Here is a 23236-nt window from a genome sequence, read left to right on the forward strand (position 1 = left end):
TCAATCGGGAGGTTATTCCATCATGAAAACCAAGCTATACGTTCTATACGGCGGCAAATCCGTCGAACACGAAGTGTCATTGAAAACGGCGGTGACGGTTCTTCTATCCATCGACGAAAGCCGCTTCGAGGTCTATCCCGTCTACATTACGCGGGACGGCTTGTGGTGCACGCCGGGCCGGCTTGCCAAGGAAGGCTTGACGGTTGAACGGCTGATCGCCCGGCCGTCTTACCGGGACACGGCCAGCTCGATCGGCGAAATCCTGTCTGGGGTGATGGCGCTGCCCGGACCGAAAGTCGTCATGCCGCTGCTGCACGGCTCGAACGGCGAGGATGGCACCGTGCAAGGCCTGATGGAGCTGCTGAACGTTCCGTACGTCGGCAACGGCGTGCTGGCCTCCGCCCTGGCCTTGGACAAGGCGATGTCGAAGGAGATTTTGGCCCAAGCCGGCATTCGCCAAACGGACTACCGGGTATGCCGCTTCGACGAGTGGAGCTCGGACGGCATGGCGGTCGTGCGGGACGTCGAGGCGCGCATCGGGTATCCGTGCTACGTGAAGCCAGCCTCCCTCGGTTCCAGCATCGGCATCAGCAGGTGCACGAACCGCGGGGAATTGCGGGCCGGCATCCAAGAGGCGTTCGCTTACGATAAGAAGCTCGTGTTCGAACGCGAGGTGGCCGGCAGGGAGATTCAAGTGGCCGTCATCGGCAACGAGAGACCGCTGGCCTCGCTGCCCGGCGAATTCATCCATGACCGCGCCTTCTTCGACTACGAGTCCAAGTACATGGACAAACGGCTGACGATGTCCATTCCGGCCGAGTTGTCCGCCGGCTTGACCGAGCGCATTCGCGAGCTGGCCGTTCGGGCTTATCGGGCCCACGGCTGCGAGGGCTTGGCCCGCGTCGACTTCTTCCTCGACGGAGAAGGCGAATTGTTTCTGAACGAGATCAATGCGCTTCCCGGTTTTACGAATTTCAGCATGTATCCGGTCATGTGGGAACGTACCGACGGCACGTCCTACGCGGCGCTGATCGAGCAGCTGATCGGCCACGCCGTTGCGCGTCATGAAGACAAACAAACGATTCGCTATTCGAGGTGAGGAAAGAGGTGAGCGAGGTGAGCGAGGTGAGCGAGGTGAACGGCATGCTGAGAGAGACATGGGCCGAAGTTAGTTTGAACCGCATTCGCGAGAATATGCTGCGCATTCGCAAATCGCTGCCGTATTCCGTCAAGCTGATGGCCGTCGTGAAGGCGAACGGCTACGGGCACGGCGACATCGAATCGGCTGCGGCTGCGGAACGGGCTGGCGCGGATTATTTGGCGGTCGCCTACATCGAGGAAGCGCTCCGGCTGCGCGGGGCCGGCATGAAGCTGCCTATTCTCGTCTTGACGCCCATTCGGCCGGAGCACGTGCAGCTGGCGCTGGAGCTCGACTTGACGTTAACGGTCACCGGCGCGCGATGGTTTGCCGAGATGCGGGCTTATAAGCCTTACGCTTCCGCGGGAAAGCTTCGGGTTCACGTGAAGATGGATACGGGACTCGGGCGGATCGGCATCCGGGCGAAGACGGAATGGGACGAGCTTGTGCCTTGGCTACGCGCGAAGGATATCGAGGTGGACGGCTTCTATACGCATTTCGCGACGGCCGGCGAAGCCGACACGACTTTCCTGGAGCAGCAAGCGGCGCGTTTTATGGAAATGAAGCAATGGGGACGCGCTTCCCGCTTGGCGATCCGGCATTATCATTGCGCGGGCAGCGCGGCGGCGCTCCGTTTTCCTCATCTGGCCATGGATATGGTTCGGATCGGGGCAGCGATGTACGGCTATTATCCGGAGAAGCTCGTCCATTCGATCAAGCTGGAGCCTGCCTTAAGCCTTCATAGCCGCCTGATTCACGTGAAGAAGCTGGCTAGAGGCGAATATCTCGGCTACAACAATTCGTACCGGGCCGACGAGGACGAATGGATCGGGACCGTGCCGATCGGATATGCCGACGGCTGGACGCAGCGAATGCAAGGCACGGACGTGCTGATCGAAGGGCGGCGAGCCCCCATAGTCGGCAAGATCTGCATGGACCAGCTGATGATCAAGCTTCCGGGACCGTGCGCGGAAGGCGCCTTAGTCACCTTCATCGGCACTCAGGGCGAACAGCGTATCACGTTCTCGGAGCTTGCCGCCCATATCGGAAGCGTCGCGCAGGAGATATCCACGTCGATCGGCGTCCGAGTCGAACGAACTTATACCGACACCGAGGAGGTTTATGCGAGATGGAACAACCCAACCAAGCCGAACGACATCAAACCGAACGTCAACAGACCGGCTGTCAGCAAGTCGATTGCCGGCAAACAAGCCGCTATCTGATCGATACGGCCGTTCAAGCGGCCAATGCCGCGATTCATGAAGGGTATTTGGTCTTGATCAATCGCGAGCATCCCATCGGACAGCCGATTGCGCCCGACTTTCTCGTGCCGCTTAGCTCGGTCCCGGCTATCCATGCCCTGAGCGATGGCATCCTGTTGGAACGGACCAGCTTGCGGCAGTTGGCTGCGCTGCTCGAGGCCTGCCAAGGGATGAACGAGATTATCGCGGTCAGCGGCTATCGGACCAAATCGGAGCAGGAGCGAATCTATGCATCCTCGTTGGCCGAGCATGGCGCGGAATACACGGCGCGCTACGTCGCATGGCCCGACCGGAGCGAGCATCAGACGGGTTTGGCCATCGACGTCGGCAAGCTGAACAAGGACGTGGATTTTATCGCGCCGGCCTTCCCCGACATAGGCGTCTGCAAGAGGTTCAAGCAGCTGGCGGCCCGGTATGGGTTCATTCAACGCTATAAGGAAGGCAAGGAATCGTTAACCCGGATATCCTGCGAACCGTGGCATTTCCGGTACGTCGGCTATCCCCACGCCGAGATCATGGAGCGCAACGATTGGTGCTTGGAGGAATATATCGATGTGCTCGAGGACTATCCGTTCGAGGGCGATCATCTCGTATTCGAGGATGAGTGGTCAACCGTGGAGATTTACTATGCAGCGGCGAGCGCAGGGACTTCTATAACCGGGACTTCTACGACGGGGACTTCTACGACCATTCCTCTCGTTGAATGCGATCGGTACGACTTGTCGGGCAACAACAGGAATGGATTCATCGTGACCGCATTTCGCGATAAAGGACTTGCCGCTTATGTCTAAACCGAATTTCGGCGGGCTCGATTGGATCAAATTCATCGCCGCCGTCTTGGTGGTTGCCAATCATACCGGCCCGCTTCTCACATACAGCGGCACGGCCGATTTTCTGATCAGCAATCTGCTTACCCGCATTGCCGTTCCGGTCTTTTTCATGACGGCCGGGTTTCTATTTTTCCGCAAACTGACCGACGACCCGCGGAAGAACCGGCAAGCGCTGCGCGGCTACATGCTGAAAACCGGGAAGCTGTATGCGATCGCGATTCTGCTGTACATTCCGTTGAATATATACACGGGTTATTTTTCCGATTCCTTCACGCCGTATTCGCTGTTCAAGGATATCGTGTTCGACGGCACCTTCTATCATCTGTGGTATTTGCCGGCTTTACTGCTGGGCTTGCCGATTACGGTCCTGCTTTATCGGAAACTGTCTCTGAAAGGCATGCTGGCCGCGGCGGGGTGCTTGTACGTCGCGGGGCTGCTCGGGGATAGCTACTACGGGCTCATTCAAGGCAGCAACGGAATCGTCCATGCGTACGACGGCATGTTCACCGTCTTCGACTTCACGCGCAACGGGCTGTTCTATGCCCCCGTTTATTTGGCGCTCGGGGCTTTGGCAGCCAAGGGCAAGCCTCCGGCGAGAACGCCGTTCGCCAATGCGGTCTTGTTTGCCGGATCGCTCGGCCTGATGTTCGCCGAAGGATCGCTGCTGCACGCGGCGGGCATGCCAAGGCATGACAGCATGTACGTGTTCGCGCTTCCCGCCACGTACTTCTTGTTTCATTGGGCGATGCAGTGGAAGGTCCGGTCGGGCAAAACGTTCCGGGAGTGGCGGGTATGGATCTACATCCTGCATCCGATCGCCATCGTGCTCGTTCGCGGAGCGGCGGAGGCGACGAACCTGGAAGGTCTGTTCATCGCGAACAGCCTGTTCCATTTTGCCGCCGTCTGCTTGTTGTCGGTCGGCATGGCGGCCGCCGCCGTATGGCTGATCGCGATCAGCCGGAAATTCCGGCCGGCCCGCGCCTTGTCGTCGCGATTGAGCTAACACGCAAAGGCACCCGGTACGGGTGCCTTTCGTCGGTTTATATATGCGAGAAGTCCACATCGATATAAGGCGTGTCATGCAGCAAATTGGAATAAAAGAAGCGCCGCGCTTGCTCATCCCACTCGCTCCAATCGGGAGCATTGAAATCCCTGCTTCGATAGAGAGCGGATAACACCCGCGCTTGCCTTAAATCGATGAATAAAGGAATTTTCTTCAGCCAGGCTTCGCTGATCGCGTTCTCCTTGCAATAGCCGTTCATGAAGTTGGAATAGAAGCGCTTGGTTATCTCTACTCTACGCGTTCCGTCCACGACCCAAGGGATCGGAATTTCGTAAAATAAAGGCACGGCGATGTCCGACACGTACCAGCTGTACTCCGCCTCGTCAAAGTCGATGATATGGGCCTCATCCCCGTCATGGAGATAATTGCCGCAGCTGACGTCCCCGTGTATAAGTCCAAAGTCGTCTCTATCCTTCGGAAGATTGCCGACTTCCGCCATCAACCGGTCGAAGCCATCGTATAATTCCGGCGGACAATGCGTTTTGAACGAAGCCAATAAAGCGTTGTCGTGCCATTCATTACGTCGTTCCCGGGGCGCATAGCAGCGGGAATGCTTGTGTATCTTCCCAACCATCCGGCCGATGTTCGTATAGAAGACATCGCTCTCCTCGGCTATTCTCGCCTGCCGGCCAGGGAGCTTTTCGAAAGCCGTCACGACGAAGGCTTCGTCAATCGTATGCACAAGCTCGCCCGCCATCGACGGGACCGGTCTAGCTACGCGTACGCCGGATTCCGCCAAGTAAAGGACGAACGCTAATTCCGCTTTCGTTAATGCCTCGTTCCGATGCGAGACATGGGCCATTCTTAGAATCACTTCGCGCCCGCCGGCCAACCCCGAATAAACGACGTTTTGAAACCCGTTTAATGCGATCAAAGAGTCCTTGCGTATGCCATAACGTTCCGCGGCTTGATGCAGGAGATCCCTAGTGAACAGCTGTTTGATGTGTTTTTGCACAGGCTTCCTTTTCACCTCCTGCAGTCGGCGTGCTCTTCCCCGTCTAGTTCACGGCATCGATCCTGTCGCTGCTTGCTTTCGCGCATCGTTTGCACACTTGAATTTGGCCGCCGTCCGTTTTGTTCTTGGTATACAGCAGCTTGATCCTCGCAGCCGAACAAACCGGGCACGTCCCTCTGCCTCTCGATGGCATTTTCCACAGCGCTCTTCCTCTGTGCGGTTTGGACATCGCCGTTCACCTCCCTTCATCGTTACCTTGGCGATATCCCAATCATAACCATGGCAGGAGCCTTGCGGATAGATAAGAAACAGTTAGAAACCATTTCTTGCTTAAGGGGTCTCTTCGCAAAAAAAAATAAGCCACGAGGGCGTGGCTACTTTTTCGAATACACGATCTTTTTAATGCTATCGCAGGAAAGGCAGAATTGATCCGATAACTGAACGATGTTGGCGCCGCCCGTAAAGTGTTTGCGGATTTCATCGTTTCTTTGACTCAAGTAGGATCTTCCTCCCGAGTTTTCGCCCCACTTCTTGCGCGCCCGCTCCGGCGTTGGAATGTACAGCATTCCGCCTTGGACGTACTTTTGGACTTCCTTCAGCAGCTCTTCCGGAAGGATAATATCGGCATTCACATATTTCATGGTCGCTCTGCCCCTTAAAATTTTTTTAGAATTTTAGGTAGCAAAGTCTAGACTACGACGCACGGTCGCCATGCAGCGAGCTTAGGCGGAAATCGCTTCTTCTGCTCCATACAACAACCGCCGTTGTTTGTAGTGTAGACTTTGCATGGAGCAGATCTGTTTAAAACCAACCATCTTTAACCCTCCTCTCCTAAGGATAAGAATGAGTTCGATTCCGACGATCCCATATCCTTCGCGCATTTCCCGACTTTCCAATAAAAGTTAACAAGGCAGCTTCATTATAAAGGCCGGCTGCTTCCGATAATAGGTAAAAAACGGGTAGAGCGGTTTATTACCCGGCACCCTCTCCGTTTTACCCAAGCGCCAAAAGACGCTACAATGAAGCTATTGCGCTGCCGCCCGGCCGGGGCCGGTGCCCTGATCGCGGCGGACACTACACAGATTGCGAGGGATGTACATGAATCAAGATACGATGGACCTGTTCCGAACGTTGACGGCGTTCCAATCCGCGTCCGGCTTCGAACGGGAGCTGCGGGGCTTCGTCCGCGGAGAATTGGAGAAATATACGAATGAAATCGTGCAGGATCGCCTCGGAAGCATCTTCGGCGTGCTGCGCGGCGACGAGCAAGGTCCCGTTATCATGGCGGCCGGCCATATGGATGAGGTGGGCTTCCTCATTAACGGCATTACCGAGAACGGCATGCTCCGCTTCCAGACGCTGGGCGGCTGGTTCAGCCAAGTGCTGCCGGCGCAGCGCGTCCAAGTGATGACGGACAACGGCCCGCTCGTCGGCATTATCGGCACGACGCCGGTTCATTTGCTCGACGAGGCGGCACGCGGCAAACCGCTTGACGTGAAAGGCATGTACATCGACATCGGCGCCGACAGCAAAGCCCATGCGCAGGAGATCGGCGTGCGCATCGGTCAGCAGGCGGTGCCCTACTGCGAATTCACGCCGCTTGCGAATCCGAAGAAAATCATGGCCAAAGCCTGGGACAACCGCTACGGCGTCGGCCTGGCGATCGAGCTGCTGAAGGAACTGCAGGGCAAGAAGCTCCCGAACGTGCTCTACTCCGGCGCTACCGTTCAGGAAGAGCTCGGCCTGCGGGGAGCCCGAACGGCGGCCGGCATGATCCAGCCGGATCTGTTCTTCGCCATGGATGCCAGCGCCGCGAACGACATGAACGGCGACAAATCGGCCTTCGGCCAGCTTGGCCAAGGCGCGCTCTTGCGCATCTATGATCCGACGATGCTGACGCACAGAGGCATGGTGGAATATGTATTGGACACGGCGCAAACGCATCATATCCCGTATCAGTATTTCGTCTCGCCGGGCGGCACGGACGCAGGCGCCGTCCACACGATGGGCAGCGGCATCCCTTCGACGGTCATCGGGGTATGCGCGCGCTACATTCATACGTCCGCTTCCGTCCTGCATACGGACGATTACGACGCGGCGAAGGAATTGCTCGTGAAGCTCGTGTCCAATTGCGATGCGACGACGTACCGGACCATTCTCGACCGTTCTTAGGCTGCGTTTGAAGAGAGTATGATACGGCTGAATGCGGACTTGAATACGGGCTTGATCGCCGCTCGAATACCGCTTGAATACGAGCTTAAATAGCGCTTAATTGCCGCTCGAATAGCAGCTCGAATAGCGCTCTCTACAGCAAACACACCGTTCTTTCGAACGGTGTGTTTGCTGTAGAGAAGCCGCTGCATGGTAAGGGAGTCGTCATAAGGGAGTTCAGCATAAATAAGTTCAGAGTAAGGGAGTTCAGCACGCGGTGGAACCTGTCGCGCGTTCAACATAGTTTCCGGGCTGATGCCTAACGCTTGTCAGCGTTGCTATTCCTCCGAAAATACAGCTATATAAACGCTAACGGTTGCGGTGAACGTTATTTGTCGCATAGGAGCTGATCAGCTGGGCAAAATCGCCTAATAAGCCTCCTGACAATCGTTAGCGATATAAAAAGGCCATTTCGAACCGATTAGCGCTTCCTGCAATCGTTAGCTGCAAAATTCGATTGATTCCCGAGCAAGACGATATGGGTTGGAATCGGCAACCTGCGCAGCCCGATCGCGTTTCTCGATTTCGATTTTCTCGACAAGCAAACACGCCGTTCTTCCGAACGGCGTGTTTGCGTATGCGATGAATGCTGACGCATCCACAATTTTCATTGCGCCCCTTTCGAAACATTACGCCGTATCGCTACGTCCATAACGTGAAAGGCTAGAATGAAAGGGAGGGTGCATGAAATGAAAGAGAGACGAACCGGGCGGATCGCCCTGACACCAATACGCACGCGGCTGTTGTCAGCCGTTCTCATAGCGATGGCCGTGACCCTTTGCGCCGGCTGCAGCGCATCGAACCGGAACGCGGACAACGCCGCGTCCGAACCCGCGAGGCCGAGCGCGCTGATCTCCACGGAAATGAGCGCAGGCAAAAATCCGTTCGAAGTGGCCGGCATCGAGAATCCGCAGGCATTCATCGATGTATTCGACACGGTAAAAACCGCGATCGCCCAAGGCGACAAAGCGGAAGTCGCCAATCGTATCTTGTATCCGCTCCGCGTAAACGGACCGTCCGGCAGCGAAAAGATTCAGACAAGAGGCGATTTCGTCAAGCGCTACGACGCGATCATCACGCAGCCGATCAAGGACGCCATCGCGCGGCAATCGTCCGACAATCTATTCGTGAATTACCAAGGCGTCATGGTCGGCAACGGCGAGATGTGGTTCGCGGGCAGCGCGGATACCCCGCAGGTCATCGGCATCATCGCCATCAATCACGATTTTGACGGCGGCCTCGGTCATTGAAAGAGACTGCGCTGGAACTCGGCGATGCTCGCGTACTCGTCCTCCAGCTTGTCCGTAATCCGCAAGTAAATCGGCAGCAGCCTCTGATACAGGGCTGCTGCTTCTTTATTAGGCTGATGCGCGTGCGTGGCCCCTACCATCCGATCGACGATGTCGAACGAATCCGCGCGTCCGATCGCGACAAGACCAAGAACGACGGCGCCCAGGCAGGAGCTCTCGAAGCTTGCCGGAATGACGACCTCCTGATCGAAGATATCGGCCATCATTTGGCGCCACAGCTCCGAACGGGCGAAGCCGCCCGTCGCGTGGATCCGCTTCGGCTTGCCCGTCGTCTCCTCGAGCGCCTTCAGCACCGCGTACAGATTATAATTGATGCCTTCCAGCACGGCCCGCATCATATGCTCCTTGCCATGGTGCAGCGTCAGCCCGATGAATGAACCGCGGGCGTCGGCATTCCACAGCGGCGCCCGCTCCCCCGTCAAGTACGGATGGAAGAGCAGCCCGTCGGAGCCCGGACGGACCCGCTCCATGATTTGCGTCAGCAGATCGTACGCGTCCATGCCGAGCAGCTTCGCGGTCTCGGTCTCCGAACCGCCGAGCTCGTCCCGGAGCCAGCGGAAGATGACGCCGCCGTTGTTGACGGCGCCGCCGATGACCCAGCGGTCTGCCGTCAATGCATAGCAGAAATATCGGCCCTTGGGGTCGGTGACCGGCTTGTCCACGACCGTGCGAACCGCGCCGCTCGTGCCGATCGTCACGGCGACGACGCCCGGCTCGGTCGCGTTGACGCCGAGATTGGACAGCACGCCGTCGCTTGCGCCCACGACGAACGGCGTCTCCGGCAGCAGTCCCATCGCTTCCGCGTATTCCGGCCGCATGCCCCGCATCACATGCGTCGTCGGCACGAGCGTCGACAGTCGGTCCGGCGCAACGCCGGCGATTTGCAGCGCCTCGGCGTCCCAATCCAGCCGCTCCAAATTAAACATGCCCGTGGCGGAAGCGATGGAATGATCGATCACGTACAAGCCGAACAGCTTGCCGAACACATACTCCTTGATGGATACGAATTTGTAAGCCGCGCCGAATACGTCGGGCACATCGTGGCGCAGCCATAACAGCTTCGTGATCGGCGACATCGGGTGAATCGGCGTGCCTGTCCGCCGGTAGACCGCATGGCCGTTCATCTCGTTCTTCAGCCGGTCGGACCAGCTCGCGCTGCGATTGTCCGCCCAGGTCAAGCAGTTCATGAGCGGCTTGCCTGCCGCATCGATCGGAATTACGCTGTGCATGGCCGAACTGAAGGATGCCAGCAGCACGGCTCCCGCTTCGATCCGCGCCATCGCCATCACCTGCTTGACGACCTGGATCACCGCCGCGAATATCTGCTCCGGATCCTGCTCCGCCACGTCCGGCGTCGGCGTGTAGAGCGGATACTCCGCATGCGCCGAAGCCGCGACTTCCCCATTCTCGCGAAACAGCACCGCTTTCGTGCTGGTCGTTCCGATATCAATGCCGATCATATAATTATCCAGCCGTTGCTCCATTGGTTCCCGTACCTTCTTTCCGTCTGTCTGCCTTGCTGCCGTGAATAATTGCTGAACGATTTTTTAAGAATGAATTCGAATGCGGTCCAACCTGGACCGATTTATCCACGCAAGAACTTAACAAATGCAAGTCTTGCGTTTCTGCCCTCGTTTGCCCATGGCGTCCATTTTGGCCAAATAATCCTTGGCGACCGGCACCTTGCAAGCGGTATTGCCGACTTGAACGCGAACCTTGCCGATCGCGGCCGCAGCGGCCGACGCTTCTTCGTACAACGCCTCTACGTAGGCGCCGACCGAAATCACGAACCCGTTCATCGTGTAACGTACCCGATCCCTGGCTTCCCGATGAATCTGCTCCTCTACGGCGCGCAGCAAGTCCTGCAGTTCCCCGACCTGCAGCCGGTCATCCGGCAAGATGGAGACCAGGTTCGCATAGGTGCTCCAGCCGCAGGCTGCGACCAGCTCGTGCGGGGACGCCATCCATTCAAGCGCAAGCTCCCGTCCGTGACGGCTTTCCGCGGCAAGTCCCGCCATCGTTGTCTCCGCCAGCAGGTACCAATTCGCGCGCAGCACCCACTGCCGAAGCTGCACCTTGGTCAGCAGCTCGGGGTCGAGCGTCAGGCCGGCCAAATACATGGCGTCGCTCACGCCCGATTCATATAGGGCAGCCGCAAGCGCCTGATCCTTCTTCACGGACTTGGCCAGCTTCTTCAAGTCGCCGATCTTGACGCCGAAGAGCGGTTCCTGCGCCCCGTGATTCAGGAACGTCTTCTTCGTCTGCTCGGAGCCTAAGCCTTCGAACTGCCCCATGACTTCTTCGTAGGTCATCCTAACGCCCACCGCCTCATAGACAGAAAGAAAGAACGAATGATAGGAGCGGGAAGCCGCCGGCAGGGGAATTGCTTCCCCTCCCGTCCTGCTTGGCTTGCCGATCCAGTCACGCGTTCATCTTCGTATAAGTTATTTAATTACTATAGCATGTTTGGTCCGCAATCTCACTACGAAAGGGAGGAGCTTCGGATTACTTCGCCCGTTCCAGCACCAGCACCCAGTCGTGGAAGACCGGCAGCGGGCCGGTGTACCACGTGCCCTCCGCATCCGGTTCGACGATCCCTCTGTCGGTCTCTTCCCCCGTAGCCGGATCGAACAGGAACGCCCGATAGCGCACGTCCGGCTCGATGCCGCGCACCGTCAGCCCCGGGAACACCATATGAATCGAAGCGTAGATTACCCTGACCTCGCCGGGAATGCCTGCCGCATACGGCCGCGCATAGACGTCGGCATTGTCCGGCACCGGATTCAGCCACTCCGGATGCGCCCTGAACGCCCACCAATCGTAACGTTCAAGCAGCCGTTTGCCGATGCCGAGCTGTCCGGAGCCCGGCAGCTTGGCCGCATCCTTCCAGAAGCTGTGCCCCCAAGCGATACCCGTCGGCGATGCGCCGTACGGCCGCTCTTCGTCGTTCACCTGCCAAATGCCGTTCGCGCCGTACGTATGGCCGCACGCGCCGTTCAGCACGCAGTTCCAGAAAAGCATGCGCTGCGTATCCTGAAAGCTCGTCCCGCCGATGCCCTCGTAGCAGACCTCGGAATTGATAACCGGCGTCTTCGGCTCGCGCGCGACGGAGGATTGGATCCGCTTCGTCGTCGCTTCGACGGTCAGCAAGCCGGAATGCCCGGTTTGGAGCATGTCGAGGTCCAGCATCGAAGCATCCTCGACCATGTCATGGCCGTATTCCGTCGGATGGATCGTCAGGGCGCGGCGGAACGGATCGATGCCCTTGATAAACTCGCCCATCTCCGTCCATTCGACTTTATGCCGCAGCATATAAGTCTCTTTCAACGCAGCATCCTTGAAGGAATCCGACTGGTAGTAAGGCATATTCGCTTCGCCGGCCGCGCACCACATCACGGGATATGCGCCATAGCGCGCCACGAGGTATTCCCAATGCTGGCGAAGCTTGTCTTTTCCAAGAAAATCCAAGTAATAGCCCCAGCTGCCGACGATGCATGGCATCAGTCCGGACTGCACCATCCAATCGATTTTGCGGTCCGCCGCTTCGAAGAAGGCCGGGTTAAGCCGTTGGAAGCCGGGCTCCCATGACTGACCGCCTTCGTTTGTGCCCCGTTCGTCGAACGGCCCCATGTCCGGATAGAGTCCGGCTACGACTTGGATGGCGGTATAACCTTTGTCCACCCGATCCTGGGTCAGCCACTTGAAGTCGTCGGGCCACTGCAGCCGGTCGGTCAGCGACATCCACCACGTATCGGCCAGCCAGAAGAACGGCGTCCCGTCTTCGTGCTCCAGATGCGAGCGGTTCGCGGATGCGTGTACCGCGCCATGCTTGAACAGCGGGTTGTCGCCTTCGTACGCCTCGATGGAGATCACGGCGGACCGAGCGTCCAAGCCTTCGTCGACGTGGTTGGAGCATTTGGTAATGACGCGATGCTCGCCGATCTGCGAGGAGGCGTAACGGATCTTCCACTGTTCGCCGCCGGCCCAGAAGCCTGGGACCTTGAGCGTTTGACCCGAGGGCGTCGAGACGAAGGCCTCGAATTTGACATGGTTGAACGGATCTTCGTAGTCGATGCTGGCATCGAATGTCAGCTCGACCATCTGATTCTGTTTGCTTTGTACGGTTGTCATGGGTATCGTTCCTTCCGGATTCGAAATGGATTGGCTAAGATGATGTCGCAGATAACAAGGTACAGCGATAGACCTGAATATCGTTTGCCGCCAAAGCAATGCGGATCGACTTGCCCTCCACGCTCGCTTCGCCGTCTTGGAACCATGGTTCGCAGCGGACCGGCGTCCTTCCGCTGATGGAGATGCTGCGGACGGCGGGCTCGCCCAGCAGATTTTGCACGAAGAGCAGCGCTTCGGTCGTGCGGCCGCCTTCGCCGGCTTTACTGCCTTCGTCAGCTATTCCGCCCAGGTCCGCGTTTCCGCCCTGGTCTGCGTTTCCTTCTGCTCCAGCACCGGAAAGCTCGCTTCGCTGCATGTCCCGCTCCAGAATATCGACGCGGAACCCGTATCCATCCGCAGCGAGGCCAGGCGCGCAGCCGGCCCGATGCAGCAGCCGTTCCGCCAGATCCCGCGTTTCTTCATCCCGGCTGTGCCAATACGCAGCCCCCATCAGCGTGCCGATCCACGCGGCGCTGCCGCTGCCGTAACGATTCAGCGTAACGGCGGCATTGGCAGCCGCGTTCGGATCAGCACCGGCGCCTGCAGCACTTAAGCTAGCAGCATTTAAGCTAGCAGCTCCCGCGCCGCCAAAGCTTGCGAGGATTTCCGTATCGGGCGACACGCGAATTTCCGATTGGTAATACGCCCCTTTGGCATAACGCGTTTTCGCTGTTCCGTCGGAGTCGTACAGGGCATTCTCTTCTTCATAAGCAACCCGAATATCGTCGCCGCGCCCGTCGATCGTCCGCTCGTGATAGCTGTGATCCAGATGGGCGGCAGCATGGATCCACTCCTCGCGCACGCCGAACACCGCGTCGAACCCGAAGCCCGGTATTTGATAGCTGTGAAAGCCGTTCTCCGCCCGAATCATGCCGAAGGAACACTCGGAGATGAGCGTTCCTCCGCCCGCGATCCACTGCCGCAGCAGCCGACTGTCCGCCTCGTTCAAGTAGATCGGGAACGGCATCCACAGGCAGCGATAGCGTGGCAGCTCGGCCGCCAGATCTCGCTCGTGCACGAATTCGGCTTTATAATTCAGGTCATGAAGCAGCTGGTGCGCACCCTGAAGCGATTCGAAATAGGTGTCCAAATGGCCGAACGCGGCGAAGTTCGCAATCTGCGTCTCCGCGCTGTATAGAATGGCAACGCCGTCGCTGCGCGCGTCATGCCGCAGGATAAGATCCTGGTTGGCCTGTACGATCCGGTTCAATTCCGCCGTTTGCAAGAGCCAGGGCGTCGGGTCTCCGTTCAAATAGGTATGACCCCATGCAGGCGCCTCATAGCCGAGCACCTCCGCACGATATTGCCAGAACACATAGCCGCTGATGCCGCGGGCCAATGGGATCAAGATATGCTCTTTGAGGGTACGCCAATCCAGCTTGCGCGGCTTCAGCGCCGTCGTGCCTGGCATCGCATGGATTTCGGAGTTGATCAGCTTCTTGCCTTTCGCTGCCGATATCAGCAAATCCGCCGCCCATGCCGAAGACCCCAGGCTGTTGCCGAACAGATCGCATGGCTCCGCCAGCTGAAAATCGTCGGAGCCCGCCGTGATCAGATTGAAGATCGGCGCAGGCACGGTATGGCACATGACGGAATGATACGCATCGTACTGCTTTACGACGGCAATCCGCCGCTTCAGCTCGCCTGTCACCGTGTCCGCCATGAACATGCGCCAGTCGACGAGATCGTTGACGATCGCCTGCTGCCGGGGGGCTTCTATCTCTTCCCAATGGACGTAAGTGCGCTGCCACTTGGCGTTGAGCGCGGCAAGACTGCCGTATTTGTTTCGCAGCCACTCGTGAAAGGCCTCCACGGAATGACCGCAGTAACAGACCTGATTCCCGAACGACAGCTCGCGCTTGATGGAAACCGTCAGCTCGGGCTCGTTCCATAGGTCCCATACGTACAACGCCGGATGATCCTTGTATCGGTTCACGGCAGCCGCCAGAAACGCATCCTTCCAAGCGCCCGCTTGCTCATGATGGAAGCAAGGCCCCGGCGCTCCGCCGATCTGCCTGCAGGATATCGCCGTCGGTTCAAGAACCTGCCCGCTCGCCGTGGTCATCTTCGAATCGGGATACCGCATATATACCCATGCGGGGGCGGTATCGAAAATCACGTTCAAAATGACCTTCAAGCCGTGCTTGGCGGACAGATCCATTAATTCGTCCACGTCGCCGAATTCGAAGCGGTCCGGCTCCGGATGGCTCGCGCGCCACTGGATCCACAGCTTCACGGTGTTGAAGCCGAGCGCCGCTTGCTGCGCCAGGTCCTTGTCCCAGTCCGCGCGAACCGGCGTTGGCGAACGATAATACTGGAATCCGAACGGAATGAAATCTTCGTCGATGGACGGCATCTCTCGCTGCGACCCCCTTATAAAAACGTTTTTATTGGCGTTAGCTATTAGGTTTCTGCATAACGCGACAATCTCCTGCCTCTCCACGCAATCGCTTACAAAAAATAATCCTCCCCTTAACGGATCGTCTTCTATCCCGTGCGCCGCGCGCAAAAAAACGAGCACCTCGCTGCATTTTCGCAGTCCGTGCTCGCTTCTTGGTCGCCCGTCGAGAGGCGTCTCTCAGTCGAAGTCGTACCGTTCCTCTTTCCAGGGATCGCCGTACATGCTGTACCCGTTCCGCTCCCAGAAACCCGGCTTGTCGCTGGCCATGAACTCGATGCCGCGCAGCCACTTGGCACTCTTCCAGAAATACAGATGGGGCACGACCATGCGAAGCGGATACCCGTGCTCCGGCGTCAGCAAGGCGCCATTATGCTTAAGGCCGAAGAACGACGTCTCCCGCATGAAATCCGCGATCGGCAAATTCGTCGTCCAACCATGCTCCGCGTGCAGCATGACGTATTTTGCTTCGGGCTTGATCTCGATGCCCTGCAGCACCTCTTGAACGGCGATGCCTTCCCATTCGTTATCGAGCTTGCTCCAGGTCGTGACGCAATGAATATCGTTGTTGAACGTCCGCCTCGGCAGCTGCATCACTTCTTTATAGCTGAGCACCTTCTCCTCCGCTACCAAGCCGAACACCTTCAGATTCCATTTGCTCATGTCATTGTAATACGGCACCTCGCCATGGTGAAGCACGGGAAAGCCATTCGTCAATCGCTGTCCCGGCGGGACTCTGGTTTCGTTAGGGATACTGCTGCTCACAGCAATCACGCTCCATTTTGAATGTTCTTCCAGCCCATACGGTTAGTTTACCCCAATTACGGGTCAAAAGCCCGCAATCGTATTAGTGCCGCAACGGGCTAATTAATCACGCGTCATGATAAATTTTTGGTGATGGAATCGCAATAAAGCTGTTTCTTTTCAAGCAATGCGGCATTTATAATGAGAGATAGAAGAGCGATTCGTGGAGGAGGAAAGAGAAATGGCCCTGCACGGCATGACGATAGAGCAGAAGCTTTCTTGGGAGCGCGACGGATATTTGGTTGTGGAAGGGTTCCTGGACGCCGCTCAGGTAGACTTTTATAACGAACGTCTTGACAGCGCTTTCCAGATATGGGCGACAAAGGGAGGGTTCAATCCGTCCTCCGGCCAACTGCAGAACGTGCAGCAGGTTTGCAATGTCATCGAATACGACGATGCGCTGCTGGAATTGATGGAGAATGCCCGAATGATGAATATACTGCGCGACGCGATCGGCGACTCCTTCGTCATGATCGACAATGACGGTCTCATCAAGCCTCCGCAAAAGGAAGCTCATACGAATTGGCATCGGGACACGAGTACCATGCTGTTCATGAACGAGAAGAAAGTGCCGTTTATGGCAAAGGTATTCTATTTCCTGTCCGATGTGCGGCATGACGGCGGCTGCCTCGCCTTCCTGCCCGGCAGCGTGCATATGACGAACGAGCAGCTGCCGAAGGTGCAAAAGCAGGAGGATATGCCCGCACATGTCCGCATGTCCGTCAAAGCCGGTACCGCCGTCATCTTCAATGGCTATACCTACCATTCCGCGCTCAATAATTTTACCGACGAGACGCGCCGTTCGCTGATTTATAACTACGCGCCTTCATTCCTTCGGACATGGCCCGGCTATGAGCCGTCCGAGACGCTCAAAGCCAAAGCGGATACCCGGCTCCGTCAAATGCTGCTTGGCATGCTGCCCTGGACGGACGACCCGAAAGCGTTCGAAGAACCTGCACCTGTCATTATTCCCGGCAGCGTCGAAGCTTGATAGCGTCTGCCGCGCAAGAATCGCTAGACAACGAAACATCCTGCCGGATCCTCTCCGGCAGGATGTTTCCGTTGGTCCCGCGCCTTTGTCCGTGCGGGTGCCTTTCGCCCCTTACCCTTCCAAACCCAGCTTCTTCAGCTGCGCGAGGCTGATCGCCAAGCTGTCGAACGGATTGCGATCATAGCAGGAATCCTGCTCGACGGCGCCCCATTCCACGCCGATCTCGCGGCAGGCTGCCAGAATGCCGGCGAAATTCATGTTGCCTTCGCCGATCTCGGCATAGCGCTGCTCCCGCGCGCTGGTGACCACCATGTCCTTGAGATGGACGACTTCCATCCGCCCCTTGAATCGGCGAATCCAATCGATCGGATCCGCTCCGCCGGCTTGCGCCCAGTACACGTCCAGCTCGAAGTGGAAGGCTTCCGGATCGGATTGCTCGAGCAGGATTTCCATGCCCGTTCTGCCTGCGAATTTGGCGAATTCAAAGTCATGGTTATGATAGATAAACGTAAGTCCCGCGTCTTGCAAGCGCTTGCCAATCTCTGATGCCTCGCTGGCGAAAGCGGCATATCCCTCCGCGCTCCCCCTGTAGGATTCAGGCAATCCCCCGATCCCAACGTAACGGCATTCCCAATTATGATGCTGCTCGATGATCTCGTCGATCCGAGTCGTTAGATCCGCATACCCGACATGCGTCGCGCAAATCTCCAGACCCTCGCGGTCGGTCAAGGCTTTCAGCTCCCGATGGCCGATAGGGCCGATTCCCGATACTTGAACCGCGTTGTATCCGATCTCTTTCACTCTCTTGAGCGTCGCTGCCATATCTTCGGGTGTCTTCAAATAATCGCGTAACGTATAGAGCTGAGCTGCCACTTTCAATCCATTCACCGCTTTCTATCAGAATGTATCTCTAGTTTTACACAAAAGGGGCATTCTTCCAATAGGAGGATAGGCGGGGATAAGCGCGGAAACGGGCGCACGCGGCAGGCCATCCGCCTGAAACCGGGCCGGATGCCCTGTCATGACGCAAAGAGGCGACCTGCGGTATGCCGCGGTCGCCTCTTGCAATGCGTGAATGGACAGGATAAGGGCGGGATCAACGATCCGCTTCTACTCCCTTGCGCGCTCCTGGCGGTGCCGCCGCCGGAGCGTCATCGCCTCCCGACTTCAATACGAACGGTCCTACCGCAAAGGTCAACGCCAGCAGGCCCACGCCGATGAAGAAGGAAATGCCGTAACTCTGCAGCCAGTACGCGCCGTCTTCGATCCGCCTGTAAATCCATCCGCCCAGCAGCGGGCCGATAAACCCGGTTGCGCCGGTCAGCGCGGAGAATACGGCGACGTACATCGGACGGTCCGACTTCGGGGTATCGCCGATAATGAAATTGAAAATCAATAAATTATAGCCGCCAAGGCCGACGCCGAGCGCGATATTGACGATGATCAACACTAGGATCACAGGCAGGATGGCGATCCCCGCCCAGAGCACGCAGGATGCCGCGATAATCGGCAGCGTCCAGAGCAACAGCGTTCGCGTCGCGTATCTCCCGTTCAGATTGCCCCAGTAATAGTAACTGAACATCGTCACGATCATCTGAATCGTCGTGATCAGCGTGATCCACATTTTGCTAAGGTCCAGCGTCTCCAGCATGACGTACGAGAATAGCGGAATAGCGATATTTTGCAGCAAAATGAATGCCGCAATGAACGCCGTCGCCTTCATATAGGAAGAATCCCTGAGCGGCTTGCCGAACAAGGCCGCTGTGCTTGAAGCCGCCGATCGTTCGAACGGCAGGTCGGGATATCGCCACAGCTCGATGCCGTTCCACGCGGTGCAGATCGCACTGATTCCATAAATCACGATGAACGCGGTGCGTTCGTCCACCTGCTCCAATATTTGTCCGCCGATCAGCAGCGACACGCTCGCGACGGCCCAGTGAATCGTATTGCGGATGCCGAAGTAACGGCCCCGTATTTGAGCCGGCACCAAGTCTGCGACGATCGATGTCCAGAACACCGAGGAGGTGGATGCGCAGATAAAGGAGAGCAGGAACATGCCGATAAACACGTCCACGCGAAGCGATTCCGTAACCAGGAAAGGAATCAGCCCCGTCGCGACCCATAAGGTCCGATGCGTAAGCGCGAAACCGAACAGCAGCATGCGCCGGTTCGTGAAGCGCTGAATATAGAAGGCCGCGACCAGCTGGACCAGGTTGGCAAGCGCGGGAATGGCGACGACCAGCCCGACGTCCGATGCCGTCCCGCCCAGATAAACGACATAAATCGTAAGAATCGGACCGCCCAGCAGATTCGCGATAATATTGGCGGGAATGCCCTCCGTGATGGTCGTAAGCAGACCTTTCCGCTGCACGGACAGATTTTTTCGGCGGAATACCGACGTGACGTGGCTCAAAAATGACATGACCTTGTTTCCCAGCTCCCCATGATTTCCCTAGTTGTACATCAGGCCTTATCGTCAGCCAACAGCTCGCCGAGCGTCCGTACCATAACGCCGGTTCCGCCCTTTACCTCCCATGAGCGGTCCCGTTCGAGCCACGCCGTTCCCGCAATGTCCAAATGCACCCAGGGCCGCTCCTCGGCGAACGCGCCGATAAACATGCCGGCTATGCTGGCCGCGCCGTAACGGCTTCCGCCGTTCTTCATATCCGCCGCCTCGCTGTCCAGCTGCCGGCGGAATTCCGGATACGGCGGCAGCGGCCAGATTCGCTCGCCCGCCTGCTTGGAGGCAGCGATCACTTGCTGCTGCAACGTCTCGTCGTTCGTGACGGAGCCGGTTGCCGTATCCCCGAGCAGCACCATGACGGCTCCCGTCAGCGTCGCGATATCGATCAGCTTCGTTGCGCCGCCGCGAATCGCCGTCGTCAGCCCGTCGGCCAGCACAAGCCTGCCTTCCGCATCCGTGTTCACGATCTCGACCGTCGTGCCGTTCATCATCGTCAGCACGTCCCCTGGCTTGAACGCGCGGTCCGACGGCATATTCTCCGCCGTAGGAATCACGAATAACGCATTGCGCTTCGGTTTCGTTTCGCCGAAGATACGAACGAGGCCCAGCACCGCGGCAGCGCCGCCCATATCCGAGATCATCTCTTCCATGCCGGGACCCTTCTTGAGCGAGATGCCGCCGGTATCGAACGTAATGCCTTTCCCGATAATGCCCCATTTCTCCTCGTCGTCCGGATTGCCGGCGTACGAGATGACGATCATGCGCGGCGGATGGATGCTGCCCTTGCCGACGCCGATCAACCCGCCCATCCCCTGGGCTGCGGCCGCGGTCTCGTCGATAATTTCGCAAGCGAACCCATAACTCTTCGCCAAGCGCTCCGCTTCTTCGGCGAGCTTCGCGGGCACGAGCGTGCTGCCGGGCAGATTCGTCAGGTCCCGGGCATACATCACCGCTTCGGCAAAGATGCTCCCGCGGCGAATGCCGGCTTCCCATTCTTTGGCGACCGCGGCCGCCTCGGCCGCCGGCACCGTAACGGATGGCGCATATTCAACCTGGGCAATCAGCGACTTTCTGCGCGTGTCGACTTTCTTGGCGGTCGTGCGCGTGTACGCGCCGAGCGTATAGCCTTCCGTCAGCGCTTGCGCGGCTTGCTTCGCCGCAATGGTCGGCGTGCCGAACGCCAAATAGACCGGAAGCAGCTGTAAAACCTTGACCGCTTTCAGCCTCTTCGCCGCTTTGGCCGCGGCTGCCGCCGCGTCGCGCAAGCCGTCCGTCGTCAAGCTTTCCTGCGGCGGCAGGCCGACATAGACGACATGCGCGGATGGATACAGACCGAGCGTAGGCAGCACGAGCGTCTCTTTGGGATCGGCCTTGAACAGTTCCTTCGCCGCATGCTGGCGCATCGCATCGTCGAGCACGGTATGAATCCACGGGTCGATCTTCGGCGTCCCGGCGGAATTCGGGACCCCGCCGTTCAGCTCCGGCTTGCTCACGAACGCAAAGACAACGTCGGGGGCATCCTTCTCGTCGATCCGCCCGCCATATGTGAATTGAATGCTCATTCGAATGAACATCCTCCAATCTTTTCAACTAGAAATCCTGCGATTTGACCGCTTTTCCCGATCCGCACCGGCAAATAAAAAAACCGGGTTTCCCCGGTTGGTTATGGTCGGAACCGAGGCTTACCCCGATTCTAATCGTTTATTCAGCTAATGGCAAATAGATATTGAACTCCGTGCCTTCGCCCGTATTGCTGGATACGCGAATCTTGCCGCCATGGTTCCGTACGATGCGATAACTGACCGACAGACCTAAGCCTGTACCCGCCGCCTTCGTCGTATAGAACGGATCGAACAGCTTGGATTTGGTCACGAGATCCATTCCGTTGCCATTATCCCGGATCGTAATCTCGGCATCGCGCCCGTCGCGCCTTGTGATGATATCGATTCTTCCTCCCCGCTCGCCCTTCAGATCGCCGATGGCATCCATCGCATTACGGATAATGTTCAGCACGACCTGCTTGACCTGCTTCACGTCGATGGATACCGCGAGTTCCTCGTCGTAGGTCTCGAAATGAATTTGGCACCCCTTCATCAACGCCTCGCTGTCCGACAAGAGGATGACCTCCTTCAGCAGGGAATTGATCTTCACTTTCTGCTTCATCGGCGCGGATGGCTTGGAAGAATTCAGAAATTCATAGATAATATCGTTCGCGCGGTCGATTTCCGTTAAAATAATACGCGAGTATTCTTCCTTCCCAAGCTGCGTCAGATGGGGGTTCAACAATTGGATAAACCCGCGGATCGAAGTGAGCGGATTGCGGATTTCATGCGCGATCGAAGCCGCGATCTTGCCGAGCATGGCAAGCTTATCGTTCTGATACGCGGACTGCTCGATTTGCTTATACTCCGTCACGTCCTTCACGCTGAACAAATAATCGCCCTCGAGCTGATCCCCGTATGTAACCGTTACTAGCAGCGTGCGCCCGTCTTCATCCACGAACTCCATGTACCGGCTGCGCCGGAGGAAGACTTCCTTATACAACCTCAAAATGACCCGTTTCGTGCTTTTTCGCAGCCTGCTGTGAGACAAAATATTAATTAAATTACAGCCGATCAGCGTTGTCCGGGGAATATCGAGCAGCTTGGCCATTTGAACGTTGATGAACGACAGCATGCCCTCTCCGTCAAAGATCGCGATGCCGCTGTCCATATGCTGCAGCACGTTTTCGTATTTGTTCTTGACCATCCGGAACGAACGGTGCGAACGAAGCATCATATCTCTCATCTCGCTGAAACGCTGCTCCGAAGTTTGTTCCGGCTGCAAGCGGAAGCGAAACGCCACCATAAGTTCGATCAAAAAAATAAAAGAACGGCTATACAGCCGCAGCGCTTCATCCGAATCGACGTTGGCAACCAGCATCTGCATGGATTCTTCATGGACGGCGATAATATCTTCCGGATGAATATTTTCCAGCAGTTTTCCAATTTCCGTTGCTTCAAATAACGATGCTTCACTGCCGCTGCGAATGTACTCAGCCAGCGCAGGGAAGTAACGCATACGTATTGCCTGCATCATTTACTCCTCTCCTGCCGCGTAAATCGGTGAATCGACGCGCAATGGAGCGTGAACCCATTTTTGGAACGTAATCATGGTTCCGCGCGATTGGTCGTGACTGAGCTCCAGGGAGTCCGTCAATTCCTTCATCCATTGCAAATGAATTCGACTTGGCCCCGTGAAATGATCGAATAATCTGACTTCTATCCCACTAGCTGGATCTCCTTTGCAGAGACTTACTGGACGGATCATCATATGCCCTTTCGCCGAGATTGAAACTAGCTTCTGGGCAAGCTCTGATATGGTATATGCGATGATGGTCTGATCAACAAGGCTGAATCCAATCGCTTTGGCGATTTCCCTTCCTCTTTGACGTGCCATGATTGCGTCCGACGTTTCCCAAATATGAAACATTTCCACGTTGTAAGCTCGCCTCCACCCTTAAAAAATGTTCAAGCAAATTCCGAGTTGAGATCGCTTACAGTAATCATAGTTATTTATCCTAATTATTGTCAACAGGAGATCCTGTCGAAAATCATCGATCGAACTCGGTTTTTCTTCACGGCGCCACGGTAAGCGGCTC

20 protein-coding genes are annotated in these 23236 nt (G+C 57.2%); 7 read left to right on the plus strand and 13 right to left on the minus strand.

What is annotated here, in order from left to right; genetic code table 11:
* Positions 1 to 22 precede the first annotated feature (22 nt).
* The 4 genes from GT003_RS20960 to GT003_RS20975 are packed head-to-tail and all read left to right on the plus strand — an operon-like array spanning position 23 to position 4233.
* Complete coding sequence (locus GT003_RS20960) at positions 23 to 1099, plus strand: D-alanine--D-alanine ligase family protein (RefSeq protein WP_161701476.1); 1077 nt, start codon at positions 23 to 25, stop codon at positions 1097 to 1099.
* 8 nt (positions 1100 to 1107) lie between these two features.
* Complete coding sequence (gene alr, locus GT003_RS20965; RefSeq protein WP_338045965.1) at positions 1108 to 2361, plus strand: alanine racemase; 1254 nt, start codon at positions 1108 to 1110, stop codon at positions 2359 to 2361.
* Positions 2268 to 3191: a D-alanyl-D-alanine carboxypeptidase family protein gene (locus GT003_RS20970; protein WP_161701478.1), complete on the plus strand. Its 924-nt coding sequence runs from the start codon at positions 2268 to 2270 to the stop codon at positions 3189 to 3191. The genes alr and GT003_RS20970 overlap by 94 nt, the downstream gene beginning before the upstream one ends.
* Entirely contained in the window at positions 3184 to 4233 is a 1050-nt protein-coding gene (locus tag GT003_RS20975; RefSeq protein ID WP_161701480.1) for an acyltransferase, read from the plus strand. The genes GT003_RS20970 and GT003_RS20975 overlap by 8 nt, the downstream gene beginning before the upstream one ends.
* Before the next feature lie 37 nt (positions 4234 to 4270).
* Here GT003_RS20975 and GT003_RS20980 read toward each other — a convergent pair whose 3' ends face one another.
* From GT003_RS20980 to GT003_RS20990, 3 genes are all read right to left on the minus strand, one after another.
* Positions 4271 to 5248: a phosphotransferase gene (locus GT003_RS20980; RefSeq protein ID WP_161701482.1), complete on the minus strand. Its 978-nt coding sequence runs from the start codon at positions 5246 to 5248 to the stop codon at positions 4271 to 4273.
* A 43-nt stretch (positions 5249 to 5291) separates the two neighbouring features.
* A complete protein-coding gene (locus GT003_RS20985) occupies positions 5292 to 5477 on the minus strand; it encodes a hypothetical protein (protein WP_161701484.1) in 186 nt (61 codons plus the stop codon).
* 145 nt (positions 5478 to 5622) lie between these two features.
* Entirely contained in the window at positions 5623 to 5889 is a 267-nt protein-coding gene (locus GT003_RS20990) for a CD3324 family protein (RefSeq protein ID WP_161701486.1), read from the minus strand.
* A gap of 457 nt (positions 5890 to 6346) precedes the next feature.
* Between GT003_RS20990 and GT003_RS20995 the strand changes: the two genes are divergently transcribed.
* Together GT003_RS20995 and GT003_RS21000 are read left to right on the plus strand one after the other, a co-directional pair.
* The gene (locus tag GT003_RS20995) at positions 6347 to 7420 is read left to right on the plus strand and encodes a M42 family metallopeptidase (RefSeq protein WP_161701488.1); all 1074 of its coding nucleotides are present in this window, start codon (positions 6347 to 6349) and stop codon (positions 7418 to 7420) included.
* 728 nt (positions 7421 to 8148) lie between these two features.
* Positions 8149 to 8709, plus strand: coding sequence for a hypothetical protein (locus GT003_RS21000; RefSeq protein WP_161701490.1), 561 nt, complete (start codon positions 8149 to 8151; stop codon positions 8707 to 8709).
* Here GT003_RS21000 and gntK read toward each other — a convergent pair.
* The 5 genes from gntK to GT003_RS21025 form a co-directional block, all read right to left on the minus strand.
* Positions 8703 to 10253: a gluconokinase gene (gene gntK, locus GT003_RS21005; RefSeq protein WP_161701492.1), complete on the minus strand. Its 1551-nt coding sequence runs from the start codon at positions 10251 to 10253 to the stop codon at positions 8703 to 8705. The genes GT003_RS21000 and gntK overlap by 7 nt on opposite strands.
* A 117-nt stretch (positions 10254 to 10370) precedes the next feature.
* The gene (locus GT003_RS21010) at positions 10371 to 11081 is read right to left on the minus strand and encodes a DNA alkylation repair protein (RefSeq protein ID WP_161701494.1); all 711 of its coding nucleotides are present in this window, start codon (positions 11079 to 11081) and stop codon (positions 10371 to 10373) included.
* Positions 11082 to 11274: 193 nt separating this feature from the next.
* Positions 11275 to 12900, minus strand: coding sequence for a glycoside hydrolase family 140 protein (locus GT003_RS21015; RefSeq protein WP_161701496.1), 1626 nt, complete (start codon positions 12898 to 12900; stop codon positions 11275 to 11277).
* Positions 12901 to 12934: 34 nt separating this feature from the next.
* Positions 12935 to 15295, minus strand: coding sequence for a beta-galactosidase (locus GT003_RS21020; protein WP_161701497.1), 2361 nt, complete (start codon positions 15293 to 15295; stop codon positions 12935 to 12937).
* A 222-nt stretch (positions 15296 to 15517) separates the two neighbouring features.
* Positions 15518 to 16111 carry a sulfite oxidase-like oxidoreductase gene (locus tag GT003_RS21025; RefSeq protein WP_420831458.1) on the minus strand — a complete coding sequence of 198 codons (594 nt, stop codon included), beginning with the start codon at positions 16109 to 16111 and terminating at the stop codon, positions 15518 to 15520.
* A gap of 211 nt (positions 16112 to 16322) precedes the next feature.
* Between GT003_RS21025 and GT003_RS21030 the strand changes: the two genes are divergently transcribed.
* Positions 16323 to 17132 (plus strand): phytanoyl-CoA dioxygenase family protein, encoded by an 810-nt coding sequence (locus GT003_RS21030; protein WP_161701498.1) that lies wholly within the window; start codon positions 16323 to 16325, stop codon positions 17130 to 17132.
* Between the two features lie 111 nt (positions 17133 to 17243).
* Here GT003_RS21030 and GT003_RS21035 read toward each other — a convergent pair whose 3' ends face one another.
* The 5 genes from GT003_RS21035 to GT003_RS21055 all read right to left on the minus strand — a co-directional run bounded on the left by GT003_RS21035 (position 17244) and on the right by GT003_RS21055 (position 23073).
* Positions 17244 to 18005, minus strand: coding sequence for a sugar phosphate isomerase/epimerase family protein (locus GT003_RS21035; RefSeq protein WP_338045972.1), 762 nt, complete (start codon positions 18003 to 18005; stop codon positions 17244 to 17246).
* A 223-nt stretch (positions 18006 to 18228) separates the two neighbouring features.
* Entirely contained in the window at positions 18229 to 19554 is a 1326-nt protein-coding gene (locus GT003_RS21040; protein WP_161701499.1) for an MFS transporter, read from the minus strand.
* 41 nt (positions 19555 to 19595) lie between these two features.
* Positions 19596 to 21158, minus strand: coding sequence for a leucyl aminopeptidase (locus tag GT003_RS21045; protein WP_161701500.1), 1563 nt, complete (start codon positions 21156 to 21158; stop codon positions 19596 to 19598).
* 139 nt (positions 21159 to 21297) lie between these two features.
* Positions 21298 to 22671: an ATP-binding protein gene (locus GT003_RS21050; RefSeq protein ID WP_161701757.1), complete on the minus strand. Its 1374-nt coding sequence runs from the start codon at positions 22669 to 22671 to the stop codon at positions 21298 to 21300.
* A 3-nt stretch (positions 22672 to 22674) separates the two neighbouring features.
* The gene (locus GT003_RS21055) at positions 22675 to 23073 is read right to left on the minus strand and encodes an ATP-binding protein (RefSeq protein ID WP_161701501.1); all 399 of its coding nucleotides are present in this window, start codon (positions 23071 to 23073) and stop codon (positions 22675 to 22677) included.
* Between the last annotated feature and the right edge of the window lie 163 nt (positions 23074 to 23236).

Origin of the sequence: Paenibacillus sacheonensis (genome assembly GCF_009909195.1) — a bacterium.
Taxonomy (GTDB): Bacteria; Bacillota; Bacilli; order Paenibacillales; family Paenibacillaceae; genus Paenibacillus_Z; species Paenibacillus_Z sacheonensis.

What these genes read in the sequence shown, in the direction of transcription:
- GT003_RS20960 (WP_161701476.1), top strand. Translation starts at nt 23, where the DNA reads ATGAAAACCAAGCTATACGTTCTATACGGCGGCAAATCCGTCGAACAC.
- GT003_RS20970 (WP_161701478.1), top strand. Translation starts at nt 2,268, where the DNA reads ATGGAACAACCCAACCAAGCCGAACGACATCAAACCGAACGTCAACAG.
- GT003_RS20975 (WP_161701480.1), top strand. Translation starts at nt 3,184, where the DNA reads ATGTCTAAACCGAATTTCGGCGGGCTCGATTGGATCAAATTCATCGCC.
- GT003_RS20985 (WP_161701484.1), bottom strand. Translation starts at nt 5,477, where the DNA reads ATGTCCAAACCGCACAGAGGAAGAGCGCTGTGGAAAATGCCATCGAGA.
- GT003_RS20990 (WP_161701486.1), bottom strand. Translation starts at nt 5,889, where the DNA reads ATGAAATATGTGAATGCCGATATTATCCTTCCGGAAGAGCTGCTGAAG.
- GT003_RS20995 (WP_161701488.1), top strand. Translation starts at nt 6,347, where the DNA reads ATGAATCAAGATACGATGGACCTGTTCCGAACGTTGACGGCGTTCCAA.
- GT003_RS21000 (WP_161701490.1), top strand. Translation starts at nt 8,149, where the DNA reads ATGAAAGAGAGACGAACCGGGCGGATCGCCCTGACACCAATACGCACG.
- gntK (WP_161701492.1), bottom strand. Translation starts at nt 10,253, where the DNA reads ATGGAGCAACGGCTGGATAATTATATGATCGGCATTGATATCGGAACG.
- GT003_RS21010 (WP_161701494.1), bottom strand. Translation starts at nt 11,081, where the DNA reads ATGACCTACGAAGAAGTCATGGGGCAGTTCGAAGGCTTAGGCTCCGAG.
- GT003_RS21015 (WP_161701496.1), bottom strand. Translation starts at nt 12,900, where the DNA reads ATGACAACCGTACAAAGCAAACAGAATCAGATGGTCGAGCTGACATTC.
- GT003_RS21020 (WP_161701497.1), bottom strand. Translation starts at nt 15,295, where the DNA reads ATGCCGTCCATCGACGAAGATTTCATTCCGTTCGGATTCCAGTATTAT.
- GT003_RS21030 (WP_161701498.1), top strand. Translation starts at nt 16,323, where the DNA reads ATGGCCCTGCACGGCATGACGATAGAGCAGAAGCTTTCTTGGGAGCGC.
- GT003_RS21040 (WP_161701499.1), bottom strand. Translation starts at nt 19,554, where the DNA reads ATGTCATTTTTGAGCCACGTCACGTCGGTATTCCGCCGAAAAAATCTG.
- GT003_RS21045 (WP_161701500.1), bottom strand. Translation starts at nt 21,158, where the DNA reads ATGAGCATTCAATTCACATATGGCGGGCGGATCGACGAGAAGGATGCC.
- GT003_RS21050 (WP_161701757.1), bottom strand. Translation starts at nt 22,671, where the DNA reads ATGCAGGCAATACGTATGCGTTACTTCCCTGCGCTGGCTGAGTACATT.